Origin of the sequence: Lentzea alba (assembly GCF_047445655.1) — a bacterium.
GTDB classification, from domain to species: Bacteria; Actinomycetota; Actinomycetes; order Mycobacteriales; family Pseudonocardiaceae; genus Lentzea; species Lentzea alba_A.
Genome location: NZ_JAJAEG010000018.1, coordinates 1 through 23,395 on the forward strand (window position 1 = coordinate 1; position 23,395 = coordinate 23,395).

27 protein-coding genes are annotated in these 23,395 nt (G+C 67.9%); 19 read left to right on the forward strand and 8 right to left on the reverse strand.

The annotated features are described in order from the left end of the window. Positions 1-26: 26 nt before the first annotated feature. Both LFM09_RS28150 and LFM09_RS28155 read right to left on the reverse strand, forming a co-directional pair. On the reverse strand, positions 27-254 hold the full coding sequence (locus tag LFM09_RS28150) for a hypothetical protein (RefSeq protein ID WP_414099575.1): 228 nt from the start codon (positions 252-254) through the stop codon (positions 27-29). A 118-nt stretch (positions 255-372) separates the two neighbouring features. Continuing rightward, on the reverse strand, positions 373-1,698 hold the full coding sequence (locus tag LFM09_RS28155; protein WP_414099576.1) for a hypothetical protein: 1,326 nt from the start codon (positions 1,696-1,698) through the stop codon (positions 373-375). A gap of 317 nt (positions 1,699-2,015) precedes the next feature. On the opposite strand from LFM09_RS28155, the gene LFM09_RS28160 reads away from it, so the two are divergent. From LFM09_RS28160 to coaD, 5 genes are all read left to right on the forward strand, one after another. After that, entirely contained in the window at positions 2,016-5,393 is a 3,378-nt protein-coding gene (locus tag LFM09_RS28160) for a pyruvate carboxylase (RefSeq protein ID WP_414099577.1), read from the forward strand. A 111-nt stretch (positions 5,394-5,504) separates the two neighbouring features. Beyond that, the gene (locus LFM09_RS28165) at positions 5,505-6,578 is read left to right on the forward strand and encodes an MBL fold metallo-hydrolase (protein WP_414099578.1); all 1,074 of its coding nucleotides are present in this window, start codon (positions 5,505-5,507) and stop codon (positions 6,576-6,578) included. Between the two features lie 21 nt (positions 6,579-6,599). Continuing rightward, the gene (locus LFM09_RS28170) at positions 6,600-7,283 is read left to right on the forward strand and encodes an SDR family NAD(P)-dependent oxidoreductase (protein ID WP_414099579.1); all 684 of its coding nucleotides are present in this window, start codon (positions 6,600-6,602) and stop codon (positions 7,281-7,283) included. A gap of 4 nt (positions 7,284-7,287) precedes the next feature. Then, a complete protein-coding gene (gene rsmD, locus LFM09_RS28175) occupies positions 7,288-7,842 on the forward strand; it encodes a 16S rRNA (guanine(966)-N(2))-methyltransferase RsmD (RefSeq protein WP_414099580.1) in 555 nt (184 codons plus the stop codon). Positions 7,843-7,895: 53 nt separating this feature from the next. Further along, a complete protein-coding gene (coaD, locus tag LFM09_RS28180) occupies positions 7,896-8,378 on the forward strand; it encodes a pantetheine-phosphate adenylyltransferase (RefSeq protein WP_414099581.1) in 483 nt (160 codons plus the stop codon). Here coaD and LFM09_RS28185 read toward each other — a convergent pair. Next, positions 8,375-8,815: an N-acetyltransferase family protein gene (locus LFM09_RS28185; RefSeq protein ID WP_414099771.1), complete on the reverse strand. Its 441-nt coding sequence runs from the start codon at positions 8,813-8,815 to the stop codon at positions 8,375-8,377. The genes coaD and LFM09_RS28185 overlap by 4 nt on opposite strands. Positions 8,816-8,915: 100 nt before the next feature. On the opposite strand from LFM09_RS28185, the gene LFM09_RS28190 reads away from it, so the two are divergent. The 6 genes from LFM09_RS28190 (at position 8,916) to mutM (ending at position 12,435) form a co-directional block, all read left to right on the forward strand. Then, positions 8,916-9,632 (forward strand): DivIVA domain-containing protein, encoded by a 717-nt coding sequence (locus LFM09_RS28190; RefSeq protein WP_414099582.1) that lies wholly within the window; start codon positions 8,916-8,918, stop codon positions 9,630-9,632. Positions 9,633-9,780: 148 nt separating this feature from the next. Continuing rightward, positions 9,781-10,362: a YceD family protein gene (locus tag LFM09_RS28195; protein ID WP_414099583.1), complete on the forward strand. Its 582-nt coding sequence runs from the start codon at positions 9,781-9,783 to the stop codon at positions 10,360-10,362. Between the two features lie 2 nt (positions 10,363-10,364). Next, on the forward strand, positions 10,365-10,547 hold the full coding sequence (rpmF, locus tag LFM09_RS28200; protein ID WP_030467958.1) for a 50S ribosomal protein L32: 183 nt from the start codon (positions 10,365-10,367) through the stop codon (positions 10,545-10,547). A 16-nt stretch (positions 10,548-10,563) separates the two neighbouring features. After that, a complete protein-coding gene (gene rnc, locus LFM09_RS28205) occupies positions 10,564-11,367 on the forward strand; it encodes a ribonuclease III (RefSeq protein WP_414099584.1) in 804 nt (267 codons plus the stop codon). A gap of 8 nt (positions 11,368-11,375) precedes the next feature. Further along, positions 11,376-11,576: a hypothetical protein gene (locus LFM09_RS28210; RefSeq protein ID WP_109634163.1), complete on the forward strand. Its 201-nt coding sequence runs from the start codon at positions 11,376-11,378 to the stop codon at positions 11,574-11,576. Between the two features lies 1 nt (position 11,577). Continuing rightward, positions 11,578-12,435, forward strand: a complete 858-nt coding sequence (mutM, locus tag LFM09_RS28215) for a bifunctional DNA-formamidopyrimidine glycosylase/DNA-(apurinic or apyrimidinic site) lyase (protein WP_414099585.1) — start codon at positions 11,578-11,580, stop codon at positions 12,433-12,435. Here the strand turns inward: mutM and LFM09_RS28220 are convergent. After that, entirely contained in the window at positions 12,425-14,272 is a 1,848-nt protein-coding gene (locus tag LFM09_RS28220; RefSeq protein WP_414099586.1) for an ATP-dependent nuclease, read from the reverse strand. The genes mutM and LFM09_RS28220 overlap by 11 nt on opposite strands. Positions 14,273-14,391: 119 nt before the next feature. Here LFM09_RS28220 and LFM09_RS28225 point away from each other — a divergent pair, with 119 nt between their 5' ends. Together LFM09_RS28225 and LFM09_RS28230 are read left to right on the forward strand one after the other, a co-directional pair. Next, the gene (locus LFM09_RS28225; protein ID WP_414099587.1) at positions 14,392-14,718 is read left to right on the forward strand and encodes a PadR family transcriptional regulator; all 327 of its coding nucleotides are present in this window, start codon (positions 14,392-14,394) and stop codon (positions 14,716-14,718) included. Continuing rightward, entirely contained in the window at positions 14,715-15,818 is a 1,104-nt protein-coding gene (locus LFM09_RS28230) for an HAAS signaling domain-containing protein (protein WP_414099588.1), read from the forward strand. Before LFM09_RS28225 ends, LFM09_RS28230 begins: the two co-directional genes overlap by 4 nt. 35 nt (positions 15,819-15,853) lie before the next feature. On the opposite strand, the gene LFM09_RS28235 is transcribed toward LFM09_RS28230, so the two are convergent. After that, on the reverse strand, positions 15,854-16,294 hold the full coding sequence (locus LFM09_RS28235) for a MarR family winged helix-turn-helix transcriptional regulator (protein WP_414099589.1): 441 nt from the start codon (positions 16,292-16,294) through the stop codon (positions 15,854-15,856). 303 nt (positions 16,295-16,597) lie between these two features. On the opposite strand from LFM09_RS28235, the gene LFM09_RS28240 reads away from it, so the two are divergent. From LFM09_RS28240 to LFM09_RS28250, 3 genes are read left to right on the forward strand one after another with little or no spacing between them, the layout of a single operon-like run. Further along, the gene (locus tag LFM09_RS28240; protein WP_414099772.1) at positions 16,598-19,114 is read left to right on the forward strand and encodes a DUF4118 domain-containing protein; all 2,517 of its coding nucleotides are present in this window, start codon (positions 16,598-16,600) and stop codon (positions 19,112-19,114) included. Continuing rightward, the gene (locus LFM09_RS28245) at positions 19,111-19,791 is read left to right on the forward strand and encodes a response regulator (RefSeq protein ID WP_414099590.1); all 681 of its coding nucleotides are present in this window, start codon (positions 19,111-19,113) and stop codon (positions 19,789-19,791) included. The genes LFM09_RS28240 and LFM09_RS28245 overlap by 4 nt, the downstream gene beginning before the upstream one ends. Further along, positions 19,788-20,072, forward strand: a complete 285-nt coding sequence (locus LFM09_RS28250) for a hypothetical protein (protein ID WP_414099591.1) — start codon at positions 19,788-19,790, stop codon at positions 20,070-20,072. Before LFM09_RS28245 ends, LFM09_RS28250 begins: the two co-directional genes overlap by 4 nt. Here LFM09_RS28250 and LFM09_RS28255 read toward each other — a convergent pair. From LFM09_RS28255 to LFM09_RS28265, 3 genes are all read right to left on the reverse strand, one after another. Then, entirely contained in the window at positions 20,069-20,563 is a 495-nt protein-coding gene (locus LFM09_RS28255) for a hypothetical protein (RefSeq protein ID WP_414099592.1), read from the reverse strand. The genes LFM09_RS28250 and LFM09_RS28255 overlap by 4 nt on opposite strands. A gap of 128 nt (positions 20,564-20,691) precedes the next feature. Further along, a complete protein-coding gene (locus tag LFM09_RS28260) occupies positions 20,692-21,150 on the reverse strand; it encodes a hypothetical protein (RefSeq protein WP_414099593.1) in 459 nt (152 codons plus the stop codon). 22 nt (positions 21,151-21,172) lie between these two features. Beyond that, the gene (locus LFM09_RS28265) at positions 21,173-21,892 is read right to left on the reverse strand and encodes a CAP domain-containing protein (RefSeq protein ID WP_414099594.1); all 720 of its coding nucleotides are present in this window, start codon (positions 21,890-21,892) and stop codon (positions 21,173-21,175) included. Between the two features lie 81 nt (positions 21,893-21,973). Here LFM09_RS28265 and LFM09_RS28270 point away from each other — a divergent pair, with 81 nt between their 5' ends. The 3 genes from LFM09_RS28270 to LFM09_RS28280 are packed head-to-tail and all read left to right on the forward strand — an operon-like array spanning position 21,974 to position 23,373. Beyond that, complete coding sequence (locus tag LFM09_RS28270; RefSeq protein ID WP_414099595.1) at positions 21,974-22,246, forward strand: acylphosphatase; 273 nt, start codon at positions 21,974-21,976, stop codon at positions 22,244-22,246. A gap of 33 nt (positions 22,247-22,279) precedes the next feature. Beyond that, complete coding sequence (locus LFM09_RS28275) at positions 22,280-22,786, forward strand: sigma-70 family RNA polymerase sigma factor (RefSeq protein ID WP_414099596.1); 507 nt, start codon at positions 22,280-22,282, stop codon at positions 22,784-22,786. Then, complete coding sequence (locus LFM09_RS28280; protein WP_414099597.1) at positions 22,783-23,373, forward strand: anti-sigma factor family protein; 591 nt, start codon at positions 22,783-22,785, stop codon at positions 23,371-23,373. Before LFM09_RS28275 ends, LFM09_RS28280 begins: the two co-directional genes overlap by 4 nt. Positions 23,374-23,395 lie beyond the last annotated feature (22 nt).

The following is a 23,395-nucleotide window of genomic DNA, read 5'->3' on the forward strand; positions in this document are numbered from 1 at the left end:
CTACGCCACAACAACCACCGACTAACCTAACAAAGCACTACTAGGTCGCCGCGTTTCTGCAGGGCGCCGGGGTCATGGCGGGTCTCGCCGTGAAGGACGCCGCGTTTCCGGGGAGGACCTAGGTCGTCGCGCTTCTCGGCGAGGACGAACACAGACTTCCTGTAGAAGTCGGGTCTCTCAGAGGAGACGCCGTGTCTCCGGAGAGGCGAGCCCTCGTCGCGCGTCTTGCCGCAGAGAACGTCGTCCTCCTTCACAACACCCCACCGGCTGGACAAGACCCCACCGGCCGCGACGTCACCCCACCCCCGAAAACACCGCAGGCCGGAGAACCGAAGTCCCCCGGCCAGCGGCCAGTCCTCAGCGAACCCAGTGCTAGCGCGGCTTCGGCAGCTGCTGCGTCTTGTCGGCGTCGACCGGCTCGTCCGCCTTCTCGTCGCCGTTCCCGTCCTCCAGCGGCTTGAGCACCGACATCGCCGCCTCCACCGCCGCCTGTGCCGCGTGGAACTGCGTGGCGAGGTTGTCGTGCGCCGCCAGCAGGGAAGCCTCGCGCTCCGCCGCCGCTGCCGCCCGCTGGTCTGCCTCGGCCACTGCGGCCGCCGACTTCTCCTGGGCTTCACGCACGAGCGCCGACGTCTTGGCTTCGGCATCCCGAACCAGCGTGGTGGCTTTCTCGTCCGCTGCGGCCACGGTCGCCGCCGCTTTCTCGTCCGCCGCAGCCACGGTCGCCGCCGCCTTCTCCTCAGCCGAGCGGATCGTGGTCGCGGCCTTCTCCTCAGCCAGCGCGACGGCCGTCGTGGCCGTGTCCTCGGCCTCGCGCAGCGTCGTGGCCGCCTTCTCCTCGGCGGCACTGACCAGCGCGGCAGCCTTGGCCGACGCCTCCGACGTGACCTGCTCGGCGCGCGCCAGCGACTCGGACTCCAGGTCGGCGAGCGCCTTCTCGGCCTCGGCCTGCTTCGAGCGCAGAGCCTCGTCGAGCTTCGCCAGCGCCTCGACCCGCGTGGCCTCGGACTCGTCGGCGATCCGCGCGGCCTCGGCCTTGGCGTCCGCCAGCACCTTCTGGTGCTCCGCGGTCAGCGTCGCCTTGAGAGCGTCGTACTCCTTGTCGAGCTCGTCGTGGTAGCCCTTGTACTTCGCGTCCAGCTCGACGCGGTGCGCGTCGAGGTCGGCGGACTTCTTGTCGAACTCGGCCGTCACGCGTTCCCCGGAGGCGCGGACCTCGGCGACCAGGGCCTCGTGCTCGGAGACCAGGCGAGCGCGCAACGCCTCGTGCGCGGCCTCCAGTTCGGACTTGCGTTCGGCGAACTGCTTTTCCAGCTCGGCCGTGCGCTGCTGGTGGGCCACTTCCAGCTGCTTGCGGCGGGCCTCGGTCTCGGCGAGCAGGCGGTTGTGGCTCTCGCGCTGGTCCGCCGCCCACTTCTCGGCCTCGCCGCGGGTCGCGGCGGCCTTGTCGAGGGCGTCCTTGCGGATGTCCGCGATCTCTTCCTCGGCCAGCGACATCATCACGCGCACACGCTCGGTGACGTTCGACGCGCTCACGGGACTGTTGGCCAGGTTCTGGAGCTGCATCTTGGTCTTGTCGAGATCGGCGCGCATCGAGTTCAAGAGCTTCGTCAGCTCGCCCACCTGCGCGGCGGCGGCGTCTCGGGAGCGGTTCGAGTTCTTGAGGTCGAACTCCAAGCGGGTGACGCGTTCGTTCACTTGTCGCTGGTTGTAACCACGAAGGACAACGTCGAAATGCGGTGTGCGGGCAGTAGGCTGCCCGGCTCCATCAGCCCCGGCCATATGGCTCACCCTACCGAGATAGTTCCCAAGATCGTCACTCGATCTGGTTAAACCCACTACCGGCCGGAGTCTGACCGGGTGGTGGGTATCCCCCTAGCTCCCAAACCGCGAGAATGCTCACGAGCAAGACCGATCACGATGACACCCATCACGTGAGACAGTCCTCCCAACAGGCAAGAGTCGCACGGTAACGTGCCCGAACTGACCGCCGAGCAATACCGGGAGGGCTACGGATGTTCCGCAAGGTTCTTGTCGCCAACCGCGGCGAGATCGCGATTCGCGCGTTCCGAGCCGCCTACGAACTGGGCGCGGGAACGGTCGCCGTTTTCCCTCACGAAGACCGAAACTCCCTGCACCGGTTGAAGGCGGACGAGTCTTACGAGATCGGCGAGGCCGGCCACCCGGTCCGCGCCTACCTCTCCGTCGAAGAGATCATCAAGGCGGCCCGCAAGGCGGGTGCCGACGCGATCTACCCCGGTTACGGCTTCCTGTCCGAAAACCCGGAACTCGCCATGGCCTGCCGTGAGGCAGGTCTGACGTTCATCGGTCCCGTGGCCGAGGTGCTGGAGCTGACGGGCAACAAGGCGCGCGCCATCGCCGCCGCCCGCGAGGCCGGGCTGCCGGTGCTGGAGTCGAGCGCACCGTCGAGCGACATCGAGCAGCTGCTCGAAGCGTCGAAGTCGATGCGTTTCCCCGTGTTCGTGAAGGCCGTCGCCGGTGGTGGTGGCCGAGGCATGCGCAAGGTCGACGACCCCGCCGCGTTGCGCGAGGCGCTCGAAGCGGCGTCGCGCGAGGCCGAGTCGGCGTTCGGCGACCCGACCGTGTTCCTCGAACAGGCCGTGGTCGAGCCGCGCCACATCGAGGTGCAGATCCTCGCCGACGGCCAGGGCAACGTGATTCACCTGTTCGAGCGTGACTGCTCGGTGCAGCGGCGCCACCAGAAGGTCATCGAGATCGCGCCCGCGCCGAACCTCGCGCCCGAGCTGCGCGACCGGATCTGTGCCGACGCGGTGAAGTTCGCGAAGCACATCGGGTACCGCAACGCCGGCACCGTCGAGTTCCTGCTCGACCCGCAGGGCCACTACGTCTTCATCGAGATGAACCCGCGCATCCAGGTCGAGCACACGGTCACCGAGGAGGTGACCGACGTCGACCTCGTGCAGTCCCAGATGCGCATCGCGTCCGGCGAGACGCTGGAGGACCTCGGGCTCAGCCAGGACACCGTCCAGCTGCGCGGCGCGGCGCTGCAGTGCCGCATCACCACCGAGGACCCGGCCAACGGCTTCCGCCCGGACACCGGCACGATCAGCGCCTACCGCTCGCCCGGTGGCTCCGGCATCCGTCTCGACGGCGGCACGGCCGGCGCGGGCATGGCCATCAGCGCGCACTTCGACTCGATGCTCGTGAAGCTCACCTGCCGCGGGCGCAACTTCGAGCTCGCCGTCTCGCGTGCGCGCCGTGCGATCGCGGAGTTCCGCATTCGCGGTGTCTCCACGAACATCCCGTTCCTCCAGGCGGTTCTGGACGACCCGGACTTCTACGAGGGCCGCGTCACCACGTCGTTCATCGAACGGCGCCCGCACCTGCTGACGGCGCGCCACTCGGCCGACCGCGGCACGCGCCTGCTGACCTACCTCGCGGACGTGACGGTCAACCACCCGAACGGCACCCGCCCGACCGCGGTGGACCCGCGCGAGAAGCTGCCGGTCGTCGACCTCAACGCCGAACCGCTCGCGGGCTCCAAGCAGAAGCTCACCGAGCTCGGCCCCGAGGGCTTCGCGCGGTGGCTGCGCGAGAGCAAGGCCGTCGGCGTCACGGACACGACGTTCCGCGACGCCCACCAGTCGCTGCTCGCCACCCGAGTACGCACCAAGGACCTGCTCGCCGTGGCGCCGCACGTCGCGCGTATGACGCCGCAGCTGCTGTCCCTGGAGTGCTGGGGCGGCGCGACGTACGACGTGGCGCTGCGGTTCCTCGCGGAGGACCCGTGGGAGCGGCTGGCCTCGCTGCGCGAGGCCGTGCCGAACATCAACCTGCAGATGCTGCTGCGCGGCCGCAACACGGTCGGCTACACGCCGTACCCCGAGGCGGTCACCAAGGCGTTCGTGGAGGAGGCGACGAACACCGGCATCGACATCTTCCGGATCTTCGACGCCCTCAACGACGTCGAGCAGATGCGCCCGGCGATCGAGGCCGTGCGCGAGACCGGGACGGCGGTCGCCGAGGTCGCGCTGTGCTACACCAGCGATCTGTCCAACCCGGACGAACGTCTGTACACACTGGACTACTACCTCAAGCTCGCCGAGCAGATCGTCGGCGCCGGCGCGCACGTGCTGTGCGTCAAGGACATGGCGGGTCTGCTGCGCGCTCCTGCCGCATCACGCCTGATCACCGCGCTGCGCAAGGAGTTCGACCTCCCGGTCCACCTCCACACGCACGACACGGCCGGTGGCCAGCTGGCGACCTACCTCGCCGCGATCCAGGCGGGCGTCGACGCGATCGACGGCGCGACCGCGTCGATGGCCGGCACGACCTCGCAGCCGCCGCTGTCGTCGATCGTGGCGCTGACGGACCACACGGAACACTCCACGGGCCTGAACCTGCAGGCGGTGTGCGACCTGGAGCCGTACTGGGAGTCGGTGCGCAAGATCTACGCGCCGTTCGAGTCCGGCATCCCAGGCCCGACCGGCCGCGTCTACCACCACGAGATCCCCGGTGGTCAGCTCTCGAACCTCCGCACCCAGGCCGTCGCTCTGGGCCTGGGCGAGAAGTTCGAGGAGATCGAGTCGATGTACGCGGCCGCCGACCGCATGCTCGGCCACCTCGTGAAGGTGACGCCGTCGTCCAAGGTCGTCGGTGACCTCGCGCTGCACCTGGTGGGCGCGGGCGTCTCGCCCAAGGAGTTCGAGGAGAACCCCGGCAAGTTCGACATCCCGGCCTCGGTGATCGGCTTCCTGCACGGCGAGCTGGGCGACCCGCCCGGCGGCTGGCCGGAGCCGTTCCGCAGCAAGGCTCTCGAAGGCCGCCCGGCCCCGAAGCCGATCGAAGAGCTCTCCGCGGAGGACGAGGCCGGCCTGGTCGACGACCGCCGCGCGACGCTGAACCGGCTGCTGTTCCCGGCGCCCACGAAGGAGTTCCGCACTCACCGCGACGCGTACGGCGACACGTCCGTGTTGCGCTCCAAGGACTTCTTCTACGGCCTGCGTCCGGGCGAGGAGTACTCCGTCGACCTGGAGCAGGGCGTTCGGCTGTTGATCGGCCTGGAAGCCATCTCCGAAGCCGACGCGCGCGGCATCCGCACGGTCATGGCGACCCTGAACGGCCAGCTCCGGCCGATCCAGGTGCGTGACCGGTCCGTGGCCGCCGACATCCCGGCCGCGGAGAAGGCCGACAGGAGCAACCCGAACCACGTCGCGGCGCCGTTCGCGGGCGTGGTGACGGCGGTGGTGGCCGAGGGCGACTCGGTCGACGCCGGCCAGACCGTCGCGACGATCGAGGCCATGAAGATGGAGGCCGCGATCACCGCCCCGAAGGCGGGCAAGGTGCAGCGCCTGGCGTTGCGCGGCGCCCAGCAGGTCGAAGGTGGCGACCTCCTGATCGTCCTGGAGTGAGCTCGAGGGCCCGGCTTCGGCCGGGCCCTCTTCGTTCTGCGGGCGTTGTGGAACTCAACGACCATTCCCTGCGTTGCACCGGGCACGGAGTCAGGGAAGAGGGTTTCGCACATGAAGAAGGCGTTGGCCGGCCTGCTCGGCCTGGCGGGCGTGGCGTGGGCACTGCGGGACGTGCCGCGGCAGTTGGGCGGCAAGCCGGATCCGGTCGAGATGGCGCGGTCGCCGCGTTATCGCGACGGGAAGTTCCACAACGACAAGGAAGTCCGCACGGTCCCCGACCGCGACTCGTTCTCCATCCGCGACTTCATCTTCGGCGGCGAGGACCGCAAGCCGTCGCTGGCGGTTCCGCTGGTGGGGCCTGCCGCGCCGGTGTCCGAGGGCGTGCACATCACCTGGTACGGCCACGCTTCCGCGCTGATCGAGATCGACGGCGCCGCAGTGCTCGTCGATCCTGTGTGGAGCGACCGCGTCTCGCCCTCGACGCGAGTGGGCCCGAAGCGGCTGCACCCGGTTCCGCACCAGTTGTCTGATCTGCCCGGCATCAGTGCCGTGGTGATCTCCCACGACCACTACGACCACCTCGACATGCAGACCGTGCAGGCGCTGACGACGAGCACGTCCGCGGTGTTCGTGGTCCCGCTGGGGCTCGGCGCGCACCTGGCCCGGTGGGACGTGCCGGCCGCGCGGATCGTCGAGCTGGACTGGGACGAGTCGCACTCGGTCGACGGGTTCACGCTCACCTGCACCGCGGCGCAGCACTTCTCCGGGCGTTCGGTGCAGCGCAACGTCACGTTGTGGGCGTCCTGGGTGATCAAGCGCGGTGAGCGCTCGGTGTTCTACAGCGGCGACACCGGCTACTTCGAGGGCTACAAGAAGATCGGCACGGAGCACGGTCCGTTCGACGCGGTGCTGATGCAGGTCGGCGCGTACGACCAGGCCTGGCCGGACATCCACATGACGCCTGAGGAAGGTGTTCGTGCGTTCGACGACCTCGGTGGCGGGCTGCTGATCCCGGTGCACTGGGCGACGTTCAACCTCGGGTTCCACCCGTGGGGCGAGCCGATCGACCGCATCTGGCGGGAGGCCAAGGCGAGCGGGCTGAAGCTCGCGGTGCCGCGGCCGGGCGAGCGGGTCGACGTGGACGCGCCAAATGAGGTTGACGGGTGGTGGCAGGCTCTCGCCTGACGACTTCTGTTGGGGGAGAGCATGCGCACTGCAGTGGTGACGGGCGGCGGCACCGGGATCGGCCGGGCCATCGCCCTCGCACTCGTCGACCAGGGCCTGGACGTGACCGTCACCGGTCGCCGCGCCGAGGTCCTGGCCCAGGTTCCGAACGTGAAGCACGTGGCGTTCGACGCCACCGACCCGGCCGCCGTCGAGGCCGCGCTCGACAGCCTTCCGTCCACTGTGGATGTGTTGGTCAACAACGCCGGTGGCGCCGTCAGCGGCCCGGACACCAAGTCGCGGTGGCTCGCGAACTACGAGTCGAACGTGATCAGCACGGTCCTCGTCACGGAGGCGTTGGCGCCGAGGCTCGCCGACCACGGCCGCGTGATCAACATCGGCTCCATCGCGGGCCGCCGGGGTGGCGGCAGTTACGGGGCTGCGAAGGCCGCTGTTGAGGCGTGGACCGCAGACCTGGCCGGTGAGCTGGGCAAACGTCAGATCACGGCGAACGTCGTCTCGCCCGGGTTGATCGTCGACACGGAGTTCTTCGGCGACTCGATGACCGAAGAACGGCTGAACACGCTCATCGGTCAGACCAAGAACGGGCGCGCGGGCACACCGCAGGACGTGGCCGCGCTGGTGGCGTTCCTCGCCTCGGAGCACGCGGGCCACATCACCGGGCAGGTGCTCGCGGTGAACGGCGGAGCCCACCTGGGACGATGAGCGGGTGACACGAATCGTTGCCGGGAGCGCGGGAGGCCGCAGGCTGAAGGTGCCGCCGAAGGGCACCAGGCCCACGTCCGAGCGCGTCCGCGAGGCCCTCTTCAGCTCCCTCGAAGCGATGATGGACCTCGACGGCGCGAAAGTGCTGGACCTGTACGCGGGCTCGGGTGCCCTCGGGTTCGAGGCGCTGAGCAGGGGCGCCGAGCACGCGACGTTCGTCGAGTCGGACAAGCGGGCGGCCGAGGTGCTCAAGGCCAACGCCCGCGAGCTCGGGTTCGAGGACGTCCTGATCGCGAACCGCACGGCTGAGGCGTACGCGGCGACCGAGGGGGAGAAGTTCGACGTCGTATTCGCCGATCCGCCGTACGCGGTGACGGACGACGAACTGGCGAAAGTTCTGCGCGCGCTGGCCGGGCGACTCGCCGAGGACGCCGTCTTGATCGTGGAACGTGGTTCGAAGAGTGGCGAACCAGAGTGGCCTGAGCAGGTAGAAGCCTTGCGCGCCAAGCGATATGGCGACACGGCGGTGTACTGGGGCCAGGTGCGTGCTGATGGGTGACGAGAACCACGGACACGCCTGGAGGCGTCCGATCGGGTGCTAACGTCCGCTTCATGACGCGTGCCGTGTACCCCGGCTCCTACGACCCGGTAACCAACGGCCACCTGGACATCATCGGGAGAGCCGCGCACCTGTTCGATGAGGTCGTCGTGGCCGTGCTCATCAACAAGAACAAGCGCACCCTGTTCTCCGTCGAGGAGCGTCAGGACATGCTGCGCGAGGTCACGTCGCAGTGGGACAACGTGCGCGTGGACTCGTGGCACGGGCTGTTGGTCGACTACTGCCGTGAGAACAACATCAAGGCCATCGTGAAGGGTCTGCGCGCGGTCAGCGACTACGACTACGAGCTGCAGATGGCGCAGATGAACCACCAGCTCACCGGGGTCGACACGCTGTTCATGCAGGCCAGCCCGCAGTACTCCTTCCTGGCGTCTTCGCTGGTCAAGGAGGTTGCGACGTACGGCGGTGACGTGTCGACGCTGCTGCCGGCCTCCATCGAAAAGCGGCTGCAGCAGCGCCTTGCGGAGACGCGCTAGAGCGAGAGCTTCATCCCCACGTGCGACGCGGTGAAGCCGAGTCGTTCGTAGAAGCGGTGTGCGTCCACGCGTGACGCGTCCGTCGTGAGCTGGACCAGGCCGCAGCCTCGTGCGCGGGCCTCGTCGACCGCCCAGCGGATCAGCTGTTCGCCGAGGCGGTTGCCGCGCTGGTCGGACCGCACGCGGACGGCCTCGACGGTCGCGCGGGTCATGCCCAGCCGCGAGAGTCCGGACGTGAACGTGAGCTGCAGCGTGCCCACCACCTCGCCGTCGGACTCGGCCACCGCGAGGTACTGGTGCGGGTCGGCGTCGATCACCTCGAAGGCCTTCAGATAGGCCGGGTCGCCCGGTCGTTCGCGGGTGGCGCCGAGCGGATCGTCGGCCAGCATGGCCACGATCGGGTCGATGTCGGCGGCAACAGCCCGCCTGATCGTGATGGTCACGGCAAATCCTGACACGCCCTGCCGATCTCCCTCTTTCGGGGAGATCGGCAGGGCACACTTGTGGGTGGGAGCCACAGGGGTTAGGGAGTGAGACGTGTACCGGGTGTTCGAGGCACTCGACGAGCTCGTCACGATCGTCGAGGAAGCGCGCGGAGTTCCGATGACCTCGGGCTGCGTCGTACCGCGTGGAGATGTGCTCGAACTGCTCGACGACGTGCGCGACGCGATCCCCGCGGAGCTCGACGACGCGCAGGACGTGCTGGACCACAAGGACGAACTGGTCGGCAAGGCGAAGCACGACGCGGAAGCGGGCGTGTCGAAGGCGCGCGCGGACGCTGAGCGGATGCTCGCGGAAGCGCAGGCCGAGGCGGAGGCGATGCTGTCCGACGCACGGGCCCGCGCCGAGCGCATGATCGCCGAGGCGGAAGACCAGGCCGAGCGCACCGTCGCCGCCGGCCGGCAGGAGTACGACGACCTGGTGGGCCGTTCGCACGCCGAGGCGGAGCGGATGATCCAGGCGGGTCGCGCCAACTACGAGCGTGCCACCGAGGACGGCCGCGCCGAGCAGGCCAGGCTCGTCAACGAGCAGGAGGTCGTCCGGGCGGCGCACGCCGAGTCGGCGCGCATCCTCGACGCCGCCCAGAGCGAGTCCATCCGGCTGCGTTCGGAGTGCGACGCGTACGTGGACGGCAAGCTCGCGGACTTCGAGGACCTGCTCGCGCACACGCTCAGGTCGGTCGGCAAGGGCCGTTCGCACCTGCGCGGGCCGGCCGTCGCGGGGGCCTCGGCGCCCTTCGACTACGGTGCTTAACGAACCAGCTGTGTCCACGGGCGCCTGAACGTGTGATTCACGCTACGTCTAGCAGGTGCGATCACCTGCGGATTTCACGCGTGAGGCCGTCGTCCCGTACCCTGGACCGGCTGGACGTGGTAGGTCCCCGCCGGCAACCAATCTGATCATGACTGAGCATCGTCACGCGTCCACGCGTCCCACAGCATCCGGTCCCTGGGTCATCGACACCAGGGACATCGGCCGTCGCGCCGGGTCGAGCCGACCCTTCGTCCGGTCGGTTCCCGCCGCAGGTGTGGGGTTGCTCGGGGTGATCGCGGTGCCGGAGGCCGGAGAGGTCGAACTCGACCTCCTGGTCGAGTCGGTCGTTGAGGGCGTGCTCGTGTCGGGGACCGCGTTCGCCAAGGTCGAAGGCGAGTGCGCGAGGTGTCTCGAGCCCATCGCCGATGAGGTCGAAGTCCGCATCACGGAGCTCTACGCGTGGCCGGACAGCACCACGGACGAGACCACTGATGAAGACGAGGTCAGTCGGATCGAGAACGATCTGATCGACCTCGAGCCTGTGGTGCGGGACGCCATCGTCCTCGCGCTGCCGCAGGCGCCGCTCTGCGAGCCGGACTGCAAGGGGCTTTGCTCCGAGTGTGGTGGCAGGTGGGCGGAGCTCGGGCCCGACCACGGGCATGAGACGATTGACCCTCGGTGGGCCGCGTTGCAAGAGCGGCTCAGCGATGACAACAACGAGGAGAAGTAGTCGTGGCCGTCCCGAAGCGGAAGATGTCGCGCTCGAACACCCGTGCGCGCCGTTCCCAGTGGAAGACGTCTGCCGTGCACCTGGTGGCGTGCTCCAACAAGGCTTGCCGCCAGCCGAAGCCGCAGCACGTCGCCTGCCCGGCCTGTGGTCAGTACGCTGGCCGCCAGGTCGCTCAGCCGGCCTGATCTCCTCGGTTACGCAGTGGGGGGAAAGCCGCCGCGCGCTCCGCAAGCTGACCGCGCGAACTTGTCCGAAGCGCTCGGCGTCCAGTTGGACGCCGAGCTCCTCGGCCTTGCGCTCACCCACAGGTCCTACGCGTACGAGAACGGCGGGCTACCGCCGAACGAGCGTCTCGAGTTCCTGGGAGACGTCGTGCTGGGGCTGGTCGTCACCGACCACCTCTACCGCACCCATCCCGATCTTCCCGAGGGTCAGCTCGCGAAGCTCCGTGCCAGCGTGGTCAACATGCACGCACTGGCGGGCGTGGCGCGTGACCTGGGAGAAGGCGGACTGGGTGCACACCTGTTGCTCGGTCGTGGCGAAGAACTGACCGGCGGCAGGGACAAGGCGAGCATCCTCGCCGACGGTCTCGAGGCCGTCATCGGTGCGGTGTACCTGCAGTTCGGTATCGATACCGCACGAACGTTCGTTCACCGGCTGTTCGATCCACTCTTGGCCAAAGCTCCGCTTCTGGGTGCTGGACTGGACTGGAAGACAAGCCTGCAGGAGCTCACCGCTCAAGCCAGTCTCGGCGTCCCGGAGTACCGCGTGGACGACCAGGGGCCGGACCACCGCAAGGAGTTCACCGCCACGGTGCTCGTCGGTGGCCAGCCTTACGGCAAGGGTGATGGGCGCACCAAGAAGGAAGCCGAGCAGAAAGCCGCCGAAGCGGCTTATCATGTTCTGTCGGAGAGGGTCAAGGCCGAGCAGGAGTCGGCCCGATCCACCAACGGACAGAACGGCGCCTCGGTGACGCCAGGGACCCTCCCATCCGAGGAAGACTGAGACACGCAATGTATGCGACCAGGTACCGCACCAACCGCCGCAGCCGCTCCGCTCGCGGCCCGGTGAACACCTCCCGCAACGGAGGCATCCAGGGACTTGTGCTGGTCAGGGACACGAGCCGTGCGGGCGTGTGGGTGCTCAAGCCCACCAAGCCGCAGGCCGCCGTGATCGAGGCGCAGCCCGTCGACGAGGGCAAGTCCGAAGCCTGACGTGCCCGAACTCCCAGAGGTCGAGGTGGTTCGCCTCGGCCTCGAAGCCCACGTCGCCGGCAGGGTCATCTCCTCAGTAGAGGTCTTGCACCCACGCGCCATCCGCCGGCACGACCTGGGCTCCTTGGACTTCTGCGCGCGCCTGGCGGGCCAGCCAATGGCCGCCGCCAGGCGCCGCGGCAAGTACCTCTGGGTCGAACTGGCCGACAAAGCCGCCATGCTCGCCCACCTGGGCATGAGCGGCCAAATGCTCGTCCAGCCTTCCTCGGCTCCGGACGAGAAACATCTTCGCGTACGGTTCCAGTTCGCCGACGGCGGCCCGGAGCTGCGCTTCGTCGACCAAAGAACCTTCGGCGGCCTGGCTCTGGCCGAACTCGTCGAGGTCGACGGCACCCTCGTTCCCGACTCGGTCGCGCACATCGCCCGCGACTCGATGGACCCTCTCTTCTCCCGTGATGCTGCGGTCCGCGCGTTGCGCCTGCGCCACACGGAGATCAAACGCGCGTTGCTGGACCAGACCCTCGTGTCCGGCATCGGCAACATCTACGCCGACGAGGCGCTGTGGCGCGCCAAGCTCCACGGCACCCGCATGACGGACAAGCTGACTCGGGTGAAGGCCGCTGAGCTGCTGGATCACGCCACCGATGTGATGCGTGAGGCGCTCGGGCAGGGTGGGACGTCGTTCGACGCCCTGTACGTCAACGTGAACGGGCAGTCCGGGTACTTCGACCGGTCGTTGAGTGCCTACGGCCAGGAGAACCGGCCCTGCAAGAGGTGCGGGGCGGCGATCATCCGTGAGCCGTTCATGAACAGGTCCTCGTATTCATGTCCTCGCTGCCAGCCTCGCCCTAGATCTTGAGGACCTCCGTCAGCTTGGCGTGCAGCTCCTTCAGATAGCCGACGCCTTCGCTCGTCAGCTCGATCTGATCAGGGTTGTTGACCAGGCGGCTGGCGATCACAGGCTTGCCCGGTGAGCCGATCTTGTTCGCCCTGCACCAGTCACTCACCGCCTTGCCCCGCGTCTTCGTGGCGTCGAGGTCGGCCTCGGTCAGCCGGTGTGCGAGGCCGAGGTCCGCGAGGTGCGTGTTGATCGCACCCAGGTGGGAGTCGGCGGTCAACAGGTCCTCTACCGCCTGCCCCGCCGGCAGCGACAGCACGTGGTCGGCTGGGACCCCCACCTCGATCAACTGAGCCTTCTTCGTGTCGCCGCCCTTGTCGCCGTCGACCAGATAGGCGGTCCGCGCGGCCACCTCGCCGAGCTGCGGATCGTCGGTGGTGGCGTTCGCGAGGCCGGGTGCGACCTGGTAGAGCAGGTGCGGTTCGCCGGTGGCGAGCCTGATCAGGGTGGGCAGCAGGATCATCTCGCTCGGACCCTCGGCGATCACCGCGTGCCGGCAGGCCGAGAACGCCGCCGCACCCGCACCCATCTTGAACAGCAACGAGCTGAAGCCGGGACCCTCGTTGAGCCAGAAGTTGTTGAGCAACTTGCTCGTACCGGGGATCTCTGTGCTCGACGTGATCAGCCGGATGCCGGTGCCCAGATCCGGTGGCAGGCAGCCGGGTGAGTGGGTGGTGTACAGGATCTGGTTCACGAACTTTTGTCGCAGCAACATCTCGACCAAGTCGGCTTGCGCGTCGAGGTGCAAGTTGGTCTCGGCCTCGTCGATCAGGAGGATCGCGTCCAGCGGTGTTTCGGGAAGGTGTAGAAAGCCGAGCAGCGCGATGAACGTTCTCAACCCTTCGCTGCGTTCATCGAGCGACGTCACGCTGCCGTGAGGTGACAGCTCCTCGACGAAGATCTGCACCACGGTTCTCTCCAGCGCTAGCCGCACGGTGAGGGCGGACTGCCGCCATCCTGTGCGGATGGTCCTCTCCAACTCGTGGTTAGCCCGCTTGAGGAGCGTGTGGCGATTCAACGTGTCGTTCTCGACCACCGTTGCCCATAGCCTGGAGATGTCGAGGTCCGCCATGGCGAGAAGGTTGGCCAGTGCGGCAGGCGGCGAGTTGCGGAACGTCTCCTCGCGGATGTCATAGCTCGGCTGGAGCCTGCGGTCCTCCGCAGTGAACAGGCGGAACTTCGGCCGGTTGTCGTGCAACCATCGCAGTGCTTGGGCTCCGGCCGAGCCGGAGTTCAGCAGGTCGATGATGTCAGCGACCGCTTCCAGGCCAAACATGCCGACCTGGGCGTACAGTTCGTCGATCTCGCCGCGGGTCCAACGGCGGTCTTGCCGGGTTTCCAGGTGCCTGATCGCCCGTTCGACATACCGGCGGTGTTCGTCGTCAGCCGCCATGGTTCGCAGTTGCAGGTCTAGTTCGTCTCCAGCCAGCGTGAACAGAGCCGAGGACCACCGCGCCTCAGGCAATGTCTTGGCCTCTACACGACCGTCGCGGAACTTGCTGACTTGGTAAGCGGTGAGGGGCTCGATGTTGAACATCGCGAGGCCTTCGCGATCGCCATCGTCGAGCAGGTACGTCGCGGTCACGAGGGGCAGGTGCTCCGGGATGTACGTGTCGCGGGTGAGTGAGCTCTTCGGCAACGGAACGCCGCCTGGCGCGTCTAGCCAAGCGAGGGCTTCGAGGACGCTGCTCTTCCCGGCCTCGTTGGGGCCGACGAACGCGATGAGCTTGCCGTCCACGTTGCACGACGCCCGAGCGAGGCGCTTGTAGCCGTTGAACTCGATCCGCGTCAGCCGCATGAGCGTCTTCTGGCACAGCCGTTCGGCCCAGGACGATCGAAATCTCGAAAGCACCCCCGCGTTAGACAGTACTGCGCAGTGCGTAGTAGTGTTCACCGCGCAACAGTGCGGGAGGGGCCATGGACACCAGTCAACTGCTCAAAGGGGTGCTGGACCTGGCTGTCCTTGCGGTTCTGCGCAAGGACGACGGGTACGGGTATGACGTGGTGCGCAGACTGCGCGCCGGGGGATTGAACGACGTTGGGGATGCGTCCGTGTACGGAACGCTGCGAAGGCTCTACAACGCGGGGATGCTGACCTCGTACGTGGTGCCGAGTGAAGAGGGGCCGCACCGCAAGTACTACGCCATCAACGAGACCGGGCGGGTGCGCCTGGCTGAGTCGAGGGAGACGTGGAGGTCGTTCGCCAGCACGCTGGACGGCCTGCTCGAGGAGGTCGCAGCATGAACACGCAAGCACTCGGCGTCGAGTACTACCTGGCCGGGATGCGTGCCGCCCTCGACGACCTGCCGCCGGCCGAGGTGGCCGAGATCATGGAGGACGTCAGCGCGCACGTCGCGGAGCTGTCGACCGAGCTCGGGGAGAACGAGACCCTCGAGCAACGGCTGGGGCCGCCCGAGCAGTACGCGCAGGAGCTGAGGCAGGCCGCCGGGTATCCGCCGCGGACCGAGAGGTTGCCGGTCACCACCAAGAAGGGCTTGCTGACCAGGCCTCGGATCGCGGCATGGGGGCTTGCGGCTGCCACGGGCGTCACGTTGCTCGCGGGTGCCGTGGTGCTGCGGGAGCCGGCGATTCTGCTGTTGCCCGCGGTGATCCTGGTGCTCAGCCTCGCGCTGGTGAACGACCGCGGGGCCGCGCAGGCCGAGATCATGGACCTGCCGGAGACACGCCGCATCCAGCAGTGGCTGACGCCGGAGGCGGGCACGCCGGCGGAACGGGCGATCACCTACCTGAAGACGTTGCAGCCCGCGTGGTGGTTGGTGCGGGCCGGCTTGCTCGGGCTCGGGGCCGTGTTGCTCGCCGGCCGCGACATCCTCGGGTTCCTCTGCATCGCGGCGGTCGCGGTGGTGTCGGTGTTCGCCGGGCCGCGCGCCAAGGTCGACCGGCGGTGGCTGTGGTTCAGCCTGCCGGCGTCCGCGTTGGCGGTCGGGTTGCTCTTCCAGGTGGTCGACGTGACGGCGAGCAACCTCGCGTACAACAACCGGTCGTATCAGCAGGGGCCGGTCATGGAGACGTACCAGAACATCTATGCGTACGACGAGAACGGCAAGTTGCTCACGAACGTGCTGTTGTACGACCAGGACGGCAATCCCATCAACGCGCCGCGGGGGTACTACGGCTGCGGTGGTGGCGACCCGGAGCCGATGATTCCGGCTAACCGGTATCCGCGTCCGAAGATCGACTATGAAAACGGCGTCTGTTACACGGTGGCACCGAGCATGTCCGCTCCGTCATCAACGTCATCAACGCCGAGTGAGCCGCCTTCGAGTTCTGGAAGCGCACCTTCCAGCTCGGTGGCACCCACTTCTGTGTCACCAAGCAAGTAATGACTTGGGGCGGGACCCGTCGGGGGGTCCCGCCCCTACTTGTTTTCCTGCGGTTCGGCCAGGTGGCGCAATACCGGCATGGCCGAGCGCAGGCTGTCTCTGTCTTCCGGCGAAAGTTCGGACATTCTTTCACTCAATAGTTCGGCCTCGCCGTGAGCGAGCGACAGGATCGTCTCGCGGCCGACTTCGGTGAGCACGACTATCGTCGCTCTGCCGTCGGCCGCATCTGGCTCGCGACGGACAAGACCGGTGGACTCGAGGCTGGTCACGACGGTTGTCGCGGTCGGCTGCGAACACAGCGCGCGCACCGCGATCTCGCCGATCCGCATCGGGCCGTGGGCGCTCAGTTCTGACAGCACCAATAACTGGGTGGGTTGCAAACGACGGGCCGGAGCGGCCTGTCGAAGACTTCGCACCAGCCGGTGCACGGCCACCACGAGTTGAAGTGCCTCGTGGTTGGTGACGGTGGTGGGCATCGTTTCTCCGCGCGCATGTGATTGTCCTAATTAGGACACGAACCCTGGCACTTTCCCTCATTCACGCTCCGCGCGCTATCCGCCAACTGCCGATAACCCATTCGGCCGTTGTGGTGACCGGACCTGTCACGGCGCGCGTCCGGCACACTTAAATGTGCTGGTAAACGGCGTAAAAAGCGCAGCGAGGCTCACTCGAACGGGCGTCGTGCTGAAGGATGATTCAGCAGGTCAGATCTCACGACAAAGATGTGGGAAGGAGCACTCATCTGGCCGGGCGGCGCAGTGCGTACCCCCGAACAGCCGATGCCGGGCCAGGAGCAGACTGGTCAGGTGAGTGCGAAACCCAGGCGTGGTGAGCTCCGCATCTTCCTCGGAGCCGCTCCCGGTGTCGGCAAGACGTTCTCGATGCTCGGCGAGGCACACCGGCGGCGGGAACGCGGCACGGACGTCGTCATCGGATTTGTGGAGACCCACGGCCGCGCCAAGACCGCTGAACTGGTCGAAGGTCTGGAAATCGTGCCGCGCGGTCACTCCACGCATCGTGGTGTCGAACTCAGCGAGATGGACGTCGACGCGGTCCTGGCCCGTGCGCCCGAGGTCGCCGTGGTCGACGAACTCGCGCACACGAACGTGCCCGGATCCCGTAATGCAAAAAGGTGGCAGGACGTTGAGGAACTCCTCGACGCCGGGATTGACGTCCTCTCCACCGTGAACGTGCAGCACCTGGAATCGCTCAACGACGTAGTTCAACGCATAACGGGCGTCGCGCAGCAGGAAACGGTGCCGGATGAGGTCGTGCGCAAAGCCGACCAGATGCAGCTCGTCGACCTCACCCCCGAAGCGCTGCGCCGCCGGCTCGCCCACGGCGACGTCTACGCCGCGAACAAGATCGACGCGGCCCTCGGCAACTACTTCCGCGTCGGCAACCTCACGGCGCTGCGCGAGCTCGCGTTGCTGTGGGTCGCCGACCAGGTCGACGTCGCGTTGCTGCGCTACCGAGCCGAACAGCAGATCACCGACACGTGGGAGACGCGCGAACGTGTCGTCGTCGCCATCACCGGCGGCCAGGAGAGCGAGACGCTCATCCGGCGCGCGCGTCGCATCGCCACGCGCGCGGGCGGGGATTTGCTGGTCGTGCACGTGCTGCGAGGCGACGGCCTTGCGGGCGCGGACCCGCACGCGCTGACGAAGTACCGCAAACTCGCGGAGGACCTCGGCGCGACGTTTCACACGGTCGTTGGTGATGACGTGCCGACGGCGCTCCTGGAGTTCTCGCGCGGGGTGAACGCCACCCAGCTCGTTGTCGGTACTTCTCGTCGTTCACGGTTCGCGCGCGTGTTCTCGGCCGGAATCGGCACCACGGTCGTGCAGGAGTCCGGCGCGATCGACGTCCACATGGTCACGCACGCCGCGACCGCTGGTGGCTGGCGTGCGCGGTTCGCGGGGAGTCCGTTGAAGCCCAGCCGCCTCGCGTGGGGGTGGTTCCTCGCGGTGGCCGGTCCGGCGGTGGTGACGGCGGCCGGCGCGTCGATGCGGGGGAGCCTGAACTTCTCCACGAACGTCATCGCGTATCTGCTGGTCACGCTAGTGGTGGCGATCGTCGGTGGACTGGGTCCGGCGCTCACGGCGGCGCTCATCAACGCGTTGCTGCTGAACTTCTTCTTCACCGAGCCCTTCTACACGTTCACCATCGACGCGCAGCAGAACGTGCTCACCTTCTTCGCGATGATCATCGTGGGTGTGTCGACCGCGTTGGTGGTGGACTACGCCGCTCGCCGTGCGACCCAGGCAGCGCGCGCTCGCACCGAAGCGACCCTTCTCGCCTCGTACGCGCGCACAGTGCTGACGAACCCATTTCCGCTCGCACGGCTGTTGGAGAAGGTGAGAGAGAACTTCGGTCTGAGCTCCGTCGCGCTGTTGGAACGCGCCGACGGCGAGTGGGAACGCGTCGCGTGCGTCGGCGCGAGCCCGTGCGACGAGCCGGACGAGGCGGACATCGACATCGCGGTGACCCCGGACGTGCACCTGGCGCTGCGCGGCCGTTCGTTGCCCGCGTCCGACCGCCGGGTGCTGGAGGCCGCCGCCGGCCAGGCGTTGCTGGCGTTGCGGCAGCAGCGGACGGCCGAGCAGGCCCTCGAAACCCAGCGGCAGGCGTCGCGGACCGAGCTGCGCACCGCGTTGCTCTCCGCCGTCGGCCACGACCTCCGCACGCCGCTGACCTCGATCAGGGCCGCCGTCGACTCGTTGCGCGATCCGGAGCTGACGCTGTCGCCCGAGGACACGGCCGAGCTGCTGGAGGCCGTCGACGAGTCGGCGGAACGGCTCACCGGCCTGGTGGACAACCTGCTCGACTCGTCGCGCCTCGCCACGGGCGCGGTGGAGCCGCAGTTCCGCGCCGTCGGTTACTACGAGGCCGTGGCACGGGCGTTGACCGGCCTGACCGGTGACATCGAGGTCGACGTCCCCGAGTCGCTACCGCCCGTGCGCGCCGACGTAGGACTCCTCGAACGAGTGATCGCGAACGTCGTCGGCAACGCACTCCGCTACGCCGGCGCCGTCGCCCTGCGCGCCTCGACCCACGGCAACGAGGTGGAGCTGCGCGTGGTCGATCATGGCCGCGGGCTGCCGCGCGACACGGCCGACCAGGTCTTCGCCCCGTTCCAGCGACTCGGCGACCGCACGCCGGGTGGCGTTGGTCTCGGTCTGAGCGTGGCGAAGGGGTTCACCGAGGCGATGGACGGCACGATCACCATGGAGGACACGCCAGGTGGCGGTCTCACCGTGGTGATCTCACTCCCGGTAGATGCGAGGGTTCCGTGACGAAGGTACTGGTGGTCGACGACGAGCCGCAGATCGTGCGCGCCCTGCGGATCAACCTCTCGGCCCGCGGTTACGAGGTGCTCACGGCCCACGACGGCGCAACCGCTCTCCGGCTGGCCGCCGACGGCAAGCCCGACGTCGTGGTCCTCGACCTGGGCCTGCCGGACATGGACGGCACGGACGTCATCGCGGGCCTGCGCGGCTGGACCACCTTGCCGATCATCGTGCTGTCCGCCCGCACCGACTCGACCGACAAGGTCGACGCCCTGGACGCCGGCGCCGACGACTACGTGACGAAACCCTTCGGCATGGACGAGCTCCTGGCCAGGCTGCGCGCCGCGGTCCGCCGCTCGGCCGTCGCCGGCCCCGAGGACGAGCCGATCGTGAAGACCGCGTCGTTCACGGTGGATCTCGCGGCCAAGCGCGTGCTCAAGGACGGCGCCGAGGTCCACCTCACGCCGACCGAGTGGGGGCTGCTGGAGGTGCTGGCGCGCAACGCCGGGAAGCTCGTCGCGCAGAAGCAGCTGCTGCGCGACGTGTGGGGGCCCGCGTACGAGAAGGAGACGCACTACCTGCGGGTCTACCTGGCTCAGCTGCGGCGGAAGCTGGAGCCGGAGCCCGCACGGCCGCGCCACCTGCTGACGGAGCCCGGGATGGGCTACCGGTTCGAGCTGTGAGCTGGGGCTTCGGGGCCGGCCGCAACCGGGACGCGCTGACCGACCTGCTGTGGGACTACGAGCAGGAGGTCAAACCGGTCGTTCTGGCGGTGCTGCTGCTCGTCGACGACCACGAGCCCTGGCTGGAGCCGGTGCCTGGTGATCAATACGCGCTGTGCCGCAGCCACGAGATCGGGATGCTGCGACGAGCCTCGGAGCTCGGTGCGACGTGGTCCGACTGGCTGCGGCTCCGGCTCGCCGAGGTCCAGGAACCGGCCGTGCTGCGGCCGATGCCGAGCTAGGGCTTCGGGGCCGGTGCGGACGTGCTGGAGCTCGAAGAGGTCGACGGCGGCGTGGTCGTGGTCGACGTCGAAGAAGAGGACGACGGCGGCTCGGTCCACGACGTGGGCGGGTTGCTCTGCGTCTGGGACGGCTGCACCGGGTTCGTCGTCAGCTGCGGAGGCTGCGGGGCGTCCGGCTTCGGCTGCTCGTTGGGGCGCGCCGCCTGCTTGCGGTCCTCCGCCTTGGCCGACGGCTTGCCCGAGCTCGACGAGACGGTGACCAGCACGGTGCTGGTGCTGCCGTCCGGCGCCACGCTGGTGATGGTCTGGACGACCTCTACCGACTTGGGTTCCGGGTTCGCCTGTTTGCCGGACGCGGCGAGCATCGACGCGACCGTGGCGAACAGCGTCGCTACCACCACACCGCCCGCGGCCAGCATGACGGCCGTGCCCACGCGCTTCTTCGAAGGTGCGGGATCGGATGGTGACTGCGAATGATCTTCCTCGAACACACCCATCTCCTCGTGGGAAACCCGGTCGGATGGACTTGCGTTCGAGTTATCGGCGGAAACGCACCAAAGCCTCAGTGGAGCCACACCTTCGTGTAGCTCTGCGTCACGTGTCGGTGACTGGCGTAACCCTAAGGCGTCGGATTCGTTGTGGTCGTGCTCGTTGTGGTGGTCGTGGTCGTCGTCGTGGTGGTCGTGGTCTCCGACGACGTCGTCACGGGCGGGTTGGTCGTCACCGGCGGCGGCTCTTCGGTCGTCACCGTGGTGGTGGTGCCGTCCGGGCGCGTGATGGTGGTGACGCGGGGCTTCTTCGTCGTCGTGGTGGTCGACGTCGTGGTGTCAGCGGACGACGACGTCGTGAGCTCGACCGAAGAAGAGGGCGCGGACGTCGGCACGATGCTCAGGGCGTCGCGCACGGCCTCCTTGCGCGGTGGCTGTGTCGACGGGGTCTCGCTGGCCGTGTCGGAGCCCGCCGCGAGCGAGGCGACGGCGGCGAAGATCGTCGCCAGCACCACGCCGGAAGCGGCGAGGATGATCTGCGGTGCACCGCGAAAGCGCGAGCGCGAGTCCGGTTCCGGGCTCTCGTACACGAAGTTTCCCCTGCTCAAAACGTCAACGGCCGAAGTTCTGGGTCCACAGGAAGCCACGCGTGTCCAGGCCGACGCCCATGGTGGTGAAGCTGCAGTTCTCGATGTTCGCCCGGTGGCCGGACGAAGTCATCCAGCCCTCCATGACCTGCTCGGGCGTGCGGTAGCCCTTCGCGATGTTCTCGCCACCCGGGTTCGGGTAGCCGGCGTCGCGCATCCGCTCGTCGAACTCCCGCCCGTCTTTCGAGTCGTGGCTGAAGTAGTTGTTGGTCGCCATGTCCGTGCTGTGCGCCTGCGCGGCGGTCGTGATGCGGTCGTCGATCACGAGTGCGCGGCAGCCCTTCGCGGCACGGGCGTCGTTCACCAACGCCAGCACGGCCTGCTCGGGGGTCTTGTTGCCCGGCTGCTGCGGCGGCTGGGCGGGCGGCTTCGGCGCTTCGGGAGGCGTCGTCGTGGTGGTGGGAGCCGCTGTCGAAGAAGAAGACGTAGCGCTGGCCGTCGTGGTGGTGGGAGCGGAAGAAGACGACGAAGACGTGGGGGCGCCGTCGACACCGGTGTTCTCAGAAGGCGTCTGTCTGTTCGGGGCGGCCGCGTTGCCCGTACCGAACTGGTTCGCTGCGTCGGTGCTCTCCTGCTGTGCGGCATTGGTGAAGCTGATGCCGAGAGGGGAGGTACCGGTGACGGCGAGACCGCCGATACCGGTTGCACCGATCAGCAGGCCGAGTAAGAGGCTGCGGGCACTCACGGGTCGGCACCGTACCACTAATGGGTGACAACCCCAGAGTGCGTCTTCGGTCACCTTGGGTGACTACGCAACCATTCGGGGGTGGACGTGCGACTAAACGCGTGGGTGCGTGGACGGGTTCAGGGAGTTGGTTTTCGCTGGTGGACGCGAGCCAGGGCGCTAGAACTGGGCCTGGTCGGGAGCGCTTCGAACCGGCCGGACGGGCGGGTCGAGGTGGTGGCCGAGGGTCCGCGCGAGAAGTGTGAACAACTGCTGAAGGCTCTCCGTTCGGGTGAAACGCCTGGACACGTGGACTCCGTCGGTGAGCAGTGGTCCGAGGCCAGGGGTGATCTGACCGGCTTCATCGAGCGCTGAACCTTTCTGAACGAGATGGCGTAGTAAGGGAGCGTGGACTCCGGCGAAGACGTCCTCATCCAGCTTTACGACCGCTGGCGAGGCCCGTTGCTGCACTACGTGCTGCGGCTGGTCGACGGCGACTTTCAGCAGGCAGAGGACGTTGTGCAGGAGACGTTGCTTCGCGCGTGGCGGCACCACGACGAGCTGAAACCGGACGACGCGGCGCCGTGGCTCTACACGGTCGCCAAGAACCTGGTGATCTCCGGATACCGCCGCCGCAGCGCACGGGCGACCGAGGTGCCGCTCGAACCGGTGGACCTGCCACCGGTCAGCGACCAGGTCGAACACGTGCTGCAGACGTGGCAGATCGCGTCGGCGCTGCGGGCGCTCACGCCCGAGCACCGGACGGTCGTCATCGAGCTCTACTACCGGCGCCGCACCGTCGCGGAGGCGGCCAAAACGCTCGGCATCCCGCCGGGCACGGTCAAGTCGCGCTGCTTCTACGCACTACGGGCGCTGCGCGACGCACTAGAGGAGAGAGGGGTGACCGAGGCGTGAGCTGTCAGCACACCGTCGACGTCGGCGCCTACCTCTTCGGATCGCTCGACCCCAAGGAACGGTCCGCGTTCGAACGTCATCTGTCGGGCTGCGACGCCTGCCGGGCCGAGATGCTGCGGTTCGCCCCGCTGCCCGGCCTGCTCGGCCGCCTGACCCTGGAGGACGTCGAGAACCTCGACGAGATCCCCGAGTGCCCACCCAAGCCCAGTCGGCACCGGCGGGTGCTGATCGCCTGCGCGGCCGTCCTCGTGACGCTGGCGCTCGCCGGCGGGGTCTTGGCCCTGCAGCCCCGACCTGCGCCGACGTGGGCCGCGCAAGATCAGTCAACGGGTGTGAACGCCTCCGTTTCCATGGTCACCAAGCCGTGGGGCACCGAGATGCGGTTCAAGCTCGGCAACGTGAAGCCGGGAGTGCGCTGCAAGGTCGTGGTGTTCAGCAGGGAGGGCCAGCGGGAGATCGGTGGCTGGTGGGGTTCCGATCATGCACCTGACGAGGAGATTCCCGGTTCCACGTCGTTTTCCCTTGATCGGATAGATCACCTGGAAGTGTCGGACGAAAGTGGAGTCCTGGTTACTCTCCGTCCATAGAAATGCAGGTCACGGGGCGCCT

Excerpts from the sequence above, each read along its gene's own strand:
- LFM09_RS28160 (WP_414099577.1), top strand. The coding sequence starts at position 2,016 with ATGTTCCGCAAGGTTCTTGTCGCCAACCGCGGCGAGATCGCGATTCGC.
- LFM09_RS28165 (WP_414099578.1), top strand. The coding sequence starts at position 5,505 with ATGAAGAAGGCGTTGGCCGGCCTGCTCGGCCTGGCGGGCGTGGCGTGG.
- LFM09_RS28170 (WP_414099579.1), top strand. The coding sequence starts at position 6,600 with ATGCGCACTGCAGTGGTGACGGGCGGCGGCACCGGGATCGGCCGGGCC.
- coaD (WP_414099581.1), top strand. The coding sequence starts at position 7,896 with ATGACGCGTGCCGTGTACCCCGGCTCCTACGACCCGGTAACCAACGGC.
- LFM09_RS28195 (WP_414099583.1), top strand. The coding sequence starts at position 9,781 with ATGACTGAGCATCGTCACGCGTCCACGCGTCCCACAGCATCCGGTCCC.
- LFM09_RS28210 (WP_109634163.1), top strand. The coding sequence starts at position 11,376 with ATGTATGCGACCAGGTACCGCACCAACCGCCGCAGCCGCTCCGCTCGC.
- LFM09_RS28220 (WP_414099586.1), bottom strand. The coding sequence starts at position 14,272 with ATGCGGCTGACGCGGATCGAGTTCAACGGCTACAAGCGCCTCGCTCGG.
- LFM09_RS28225 (WP_414099587.1), top strand. The coding sequence starts at position 14,392 with ATGGACACCAGTCAACTGCTCAAAGGGGTGCTGGACCTGGCTGTCCTT.
- LFM09_RS28230 (WP_414099588.1), top strand. The coding sequence starts at position 14,715 with ATGAACACGCAAGCACTCGGCGTCGAGTACTACCTGGCCGGGATGCGT.
- LFM09_RS28235 (WP_414099589.1), bottom strand. The coding sequence starts at position 16,294 with ATGCCCACCACCGTCACCAACCACGAGGCACTTCAACTCGTGGTGGCC.
- LFM09_RS28240 (WP_414099772.1), top strand. The coding sequence starts at position 16,598 with ATGCCGGGCCAGGAGCAGACTGGTCAGGTGAGTGCGAAACCCAGGCGT.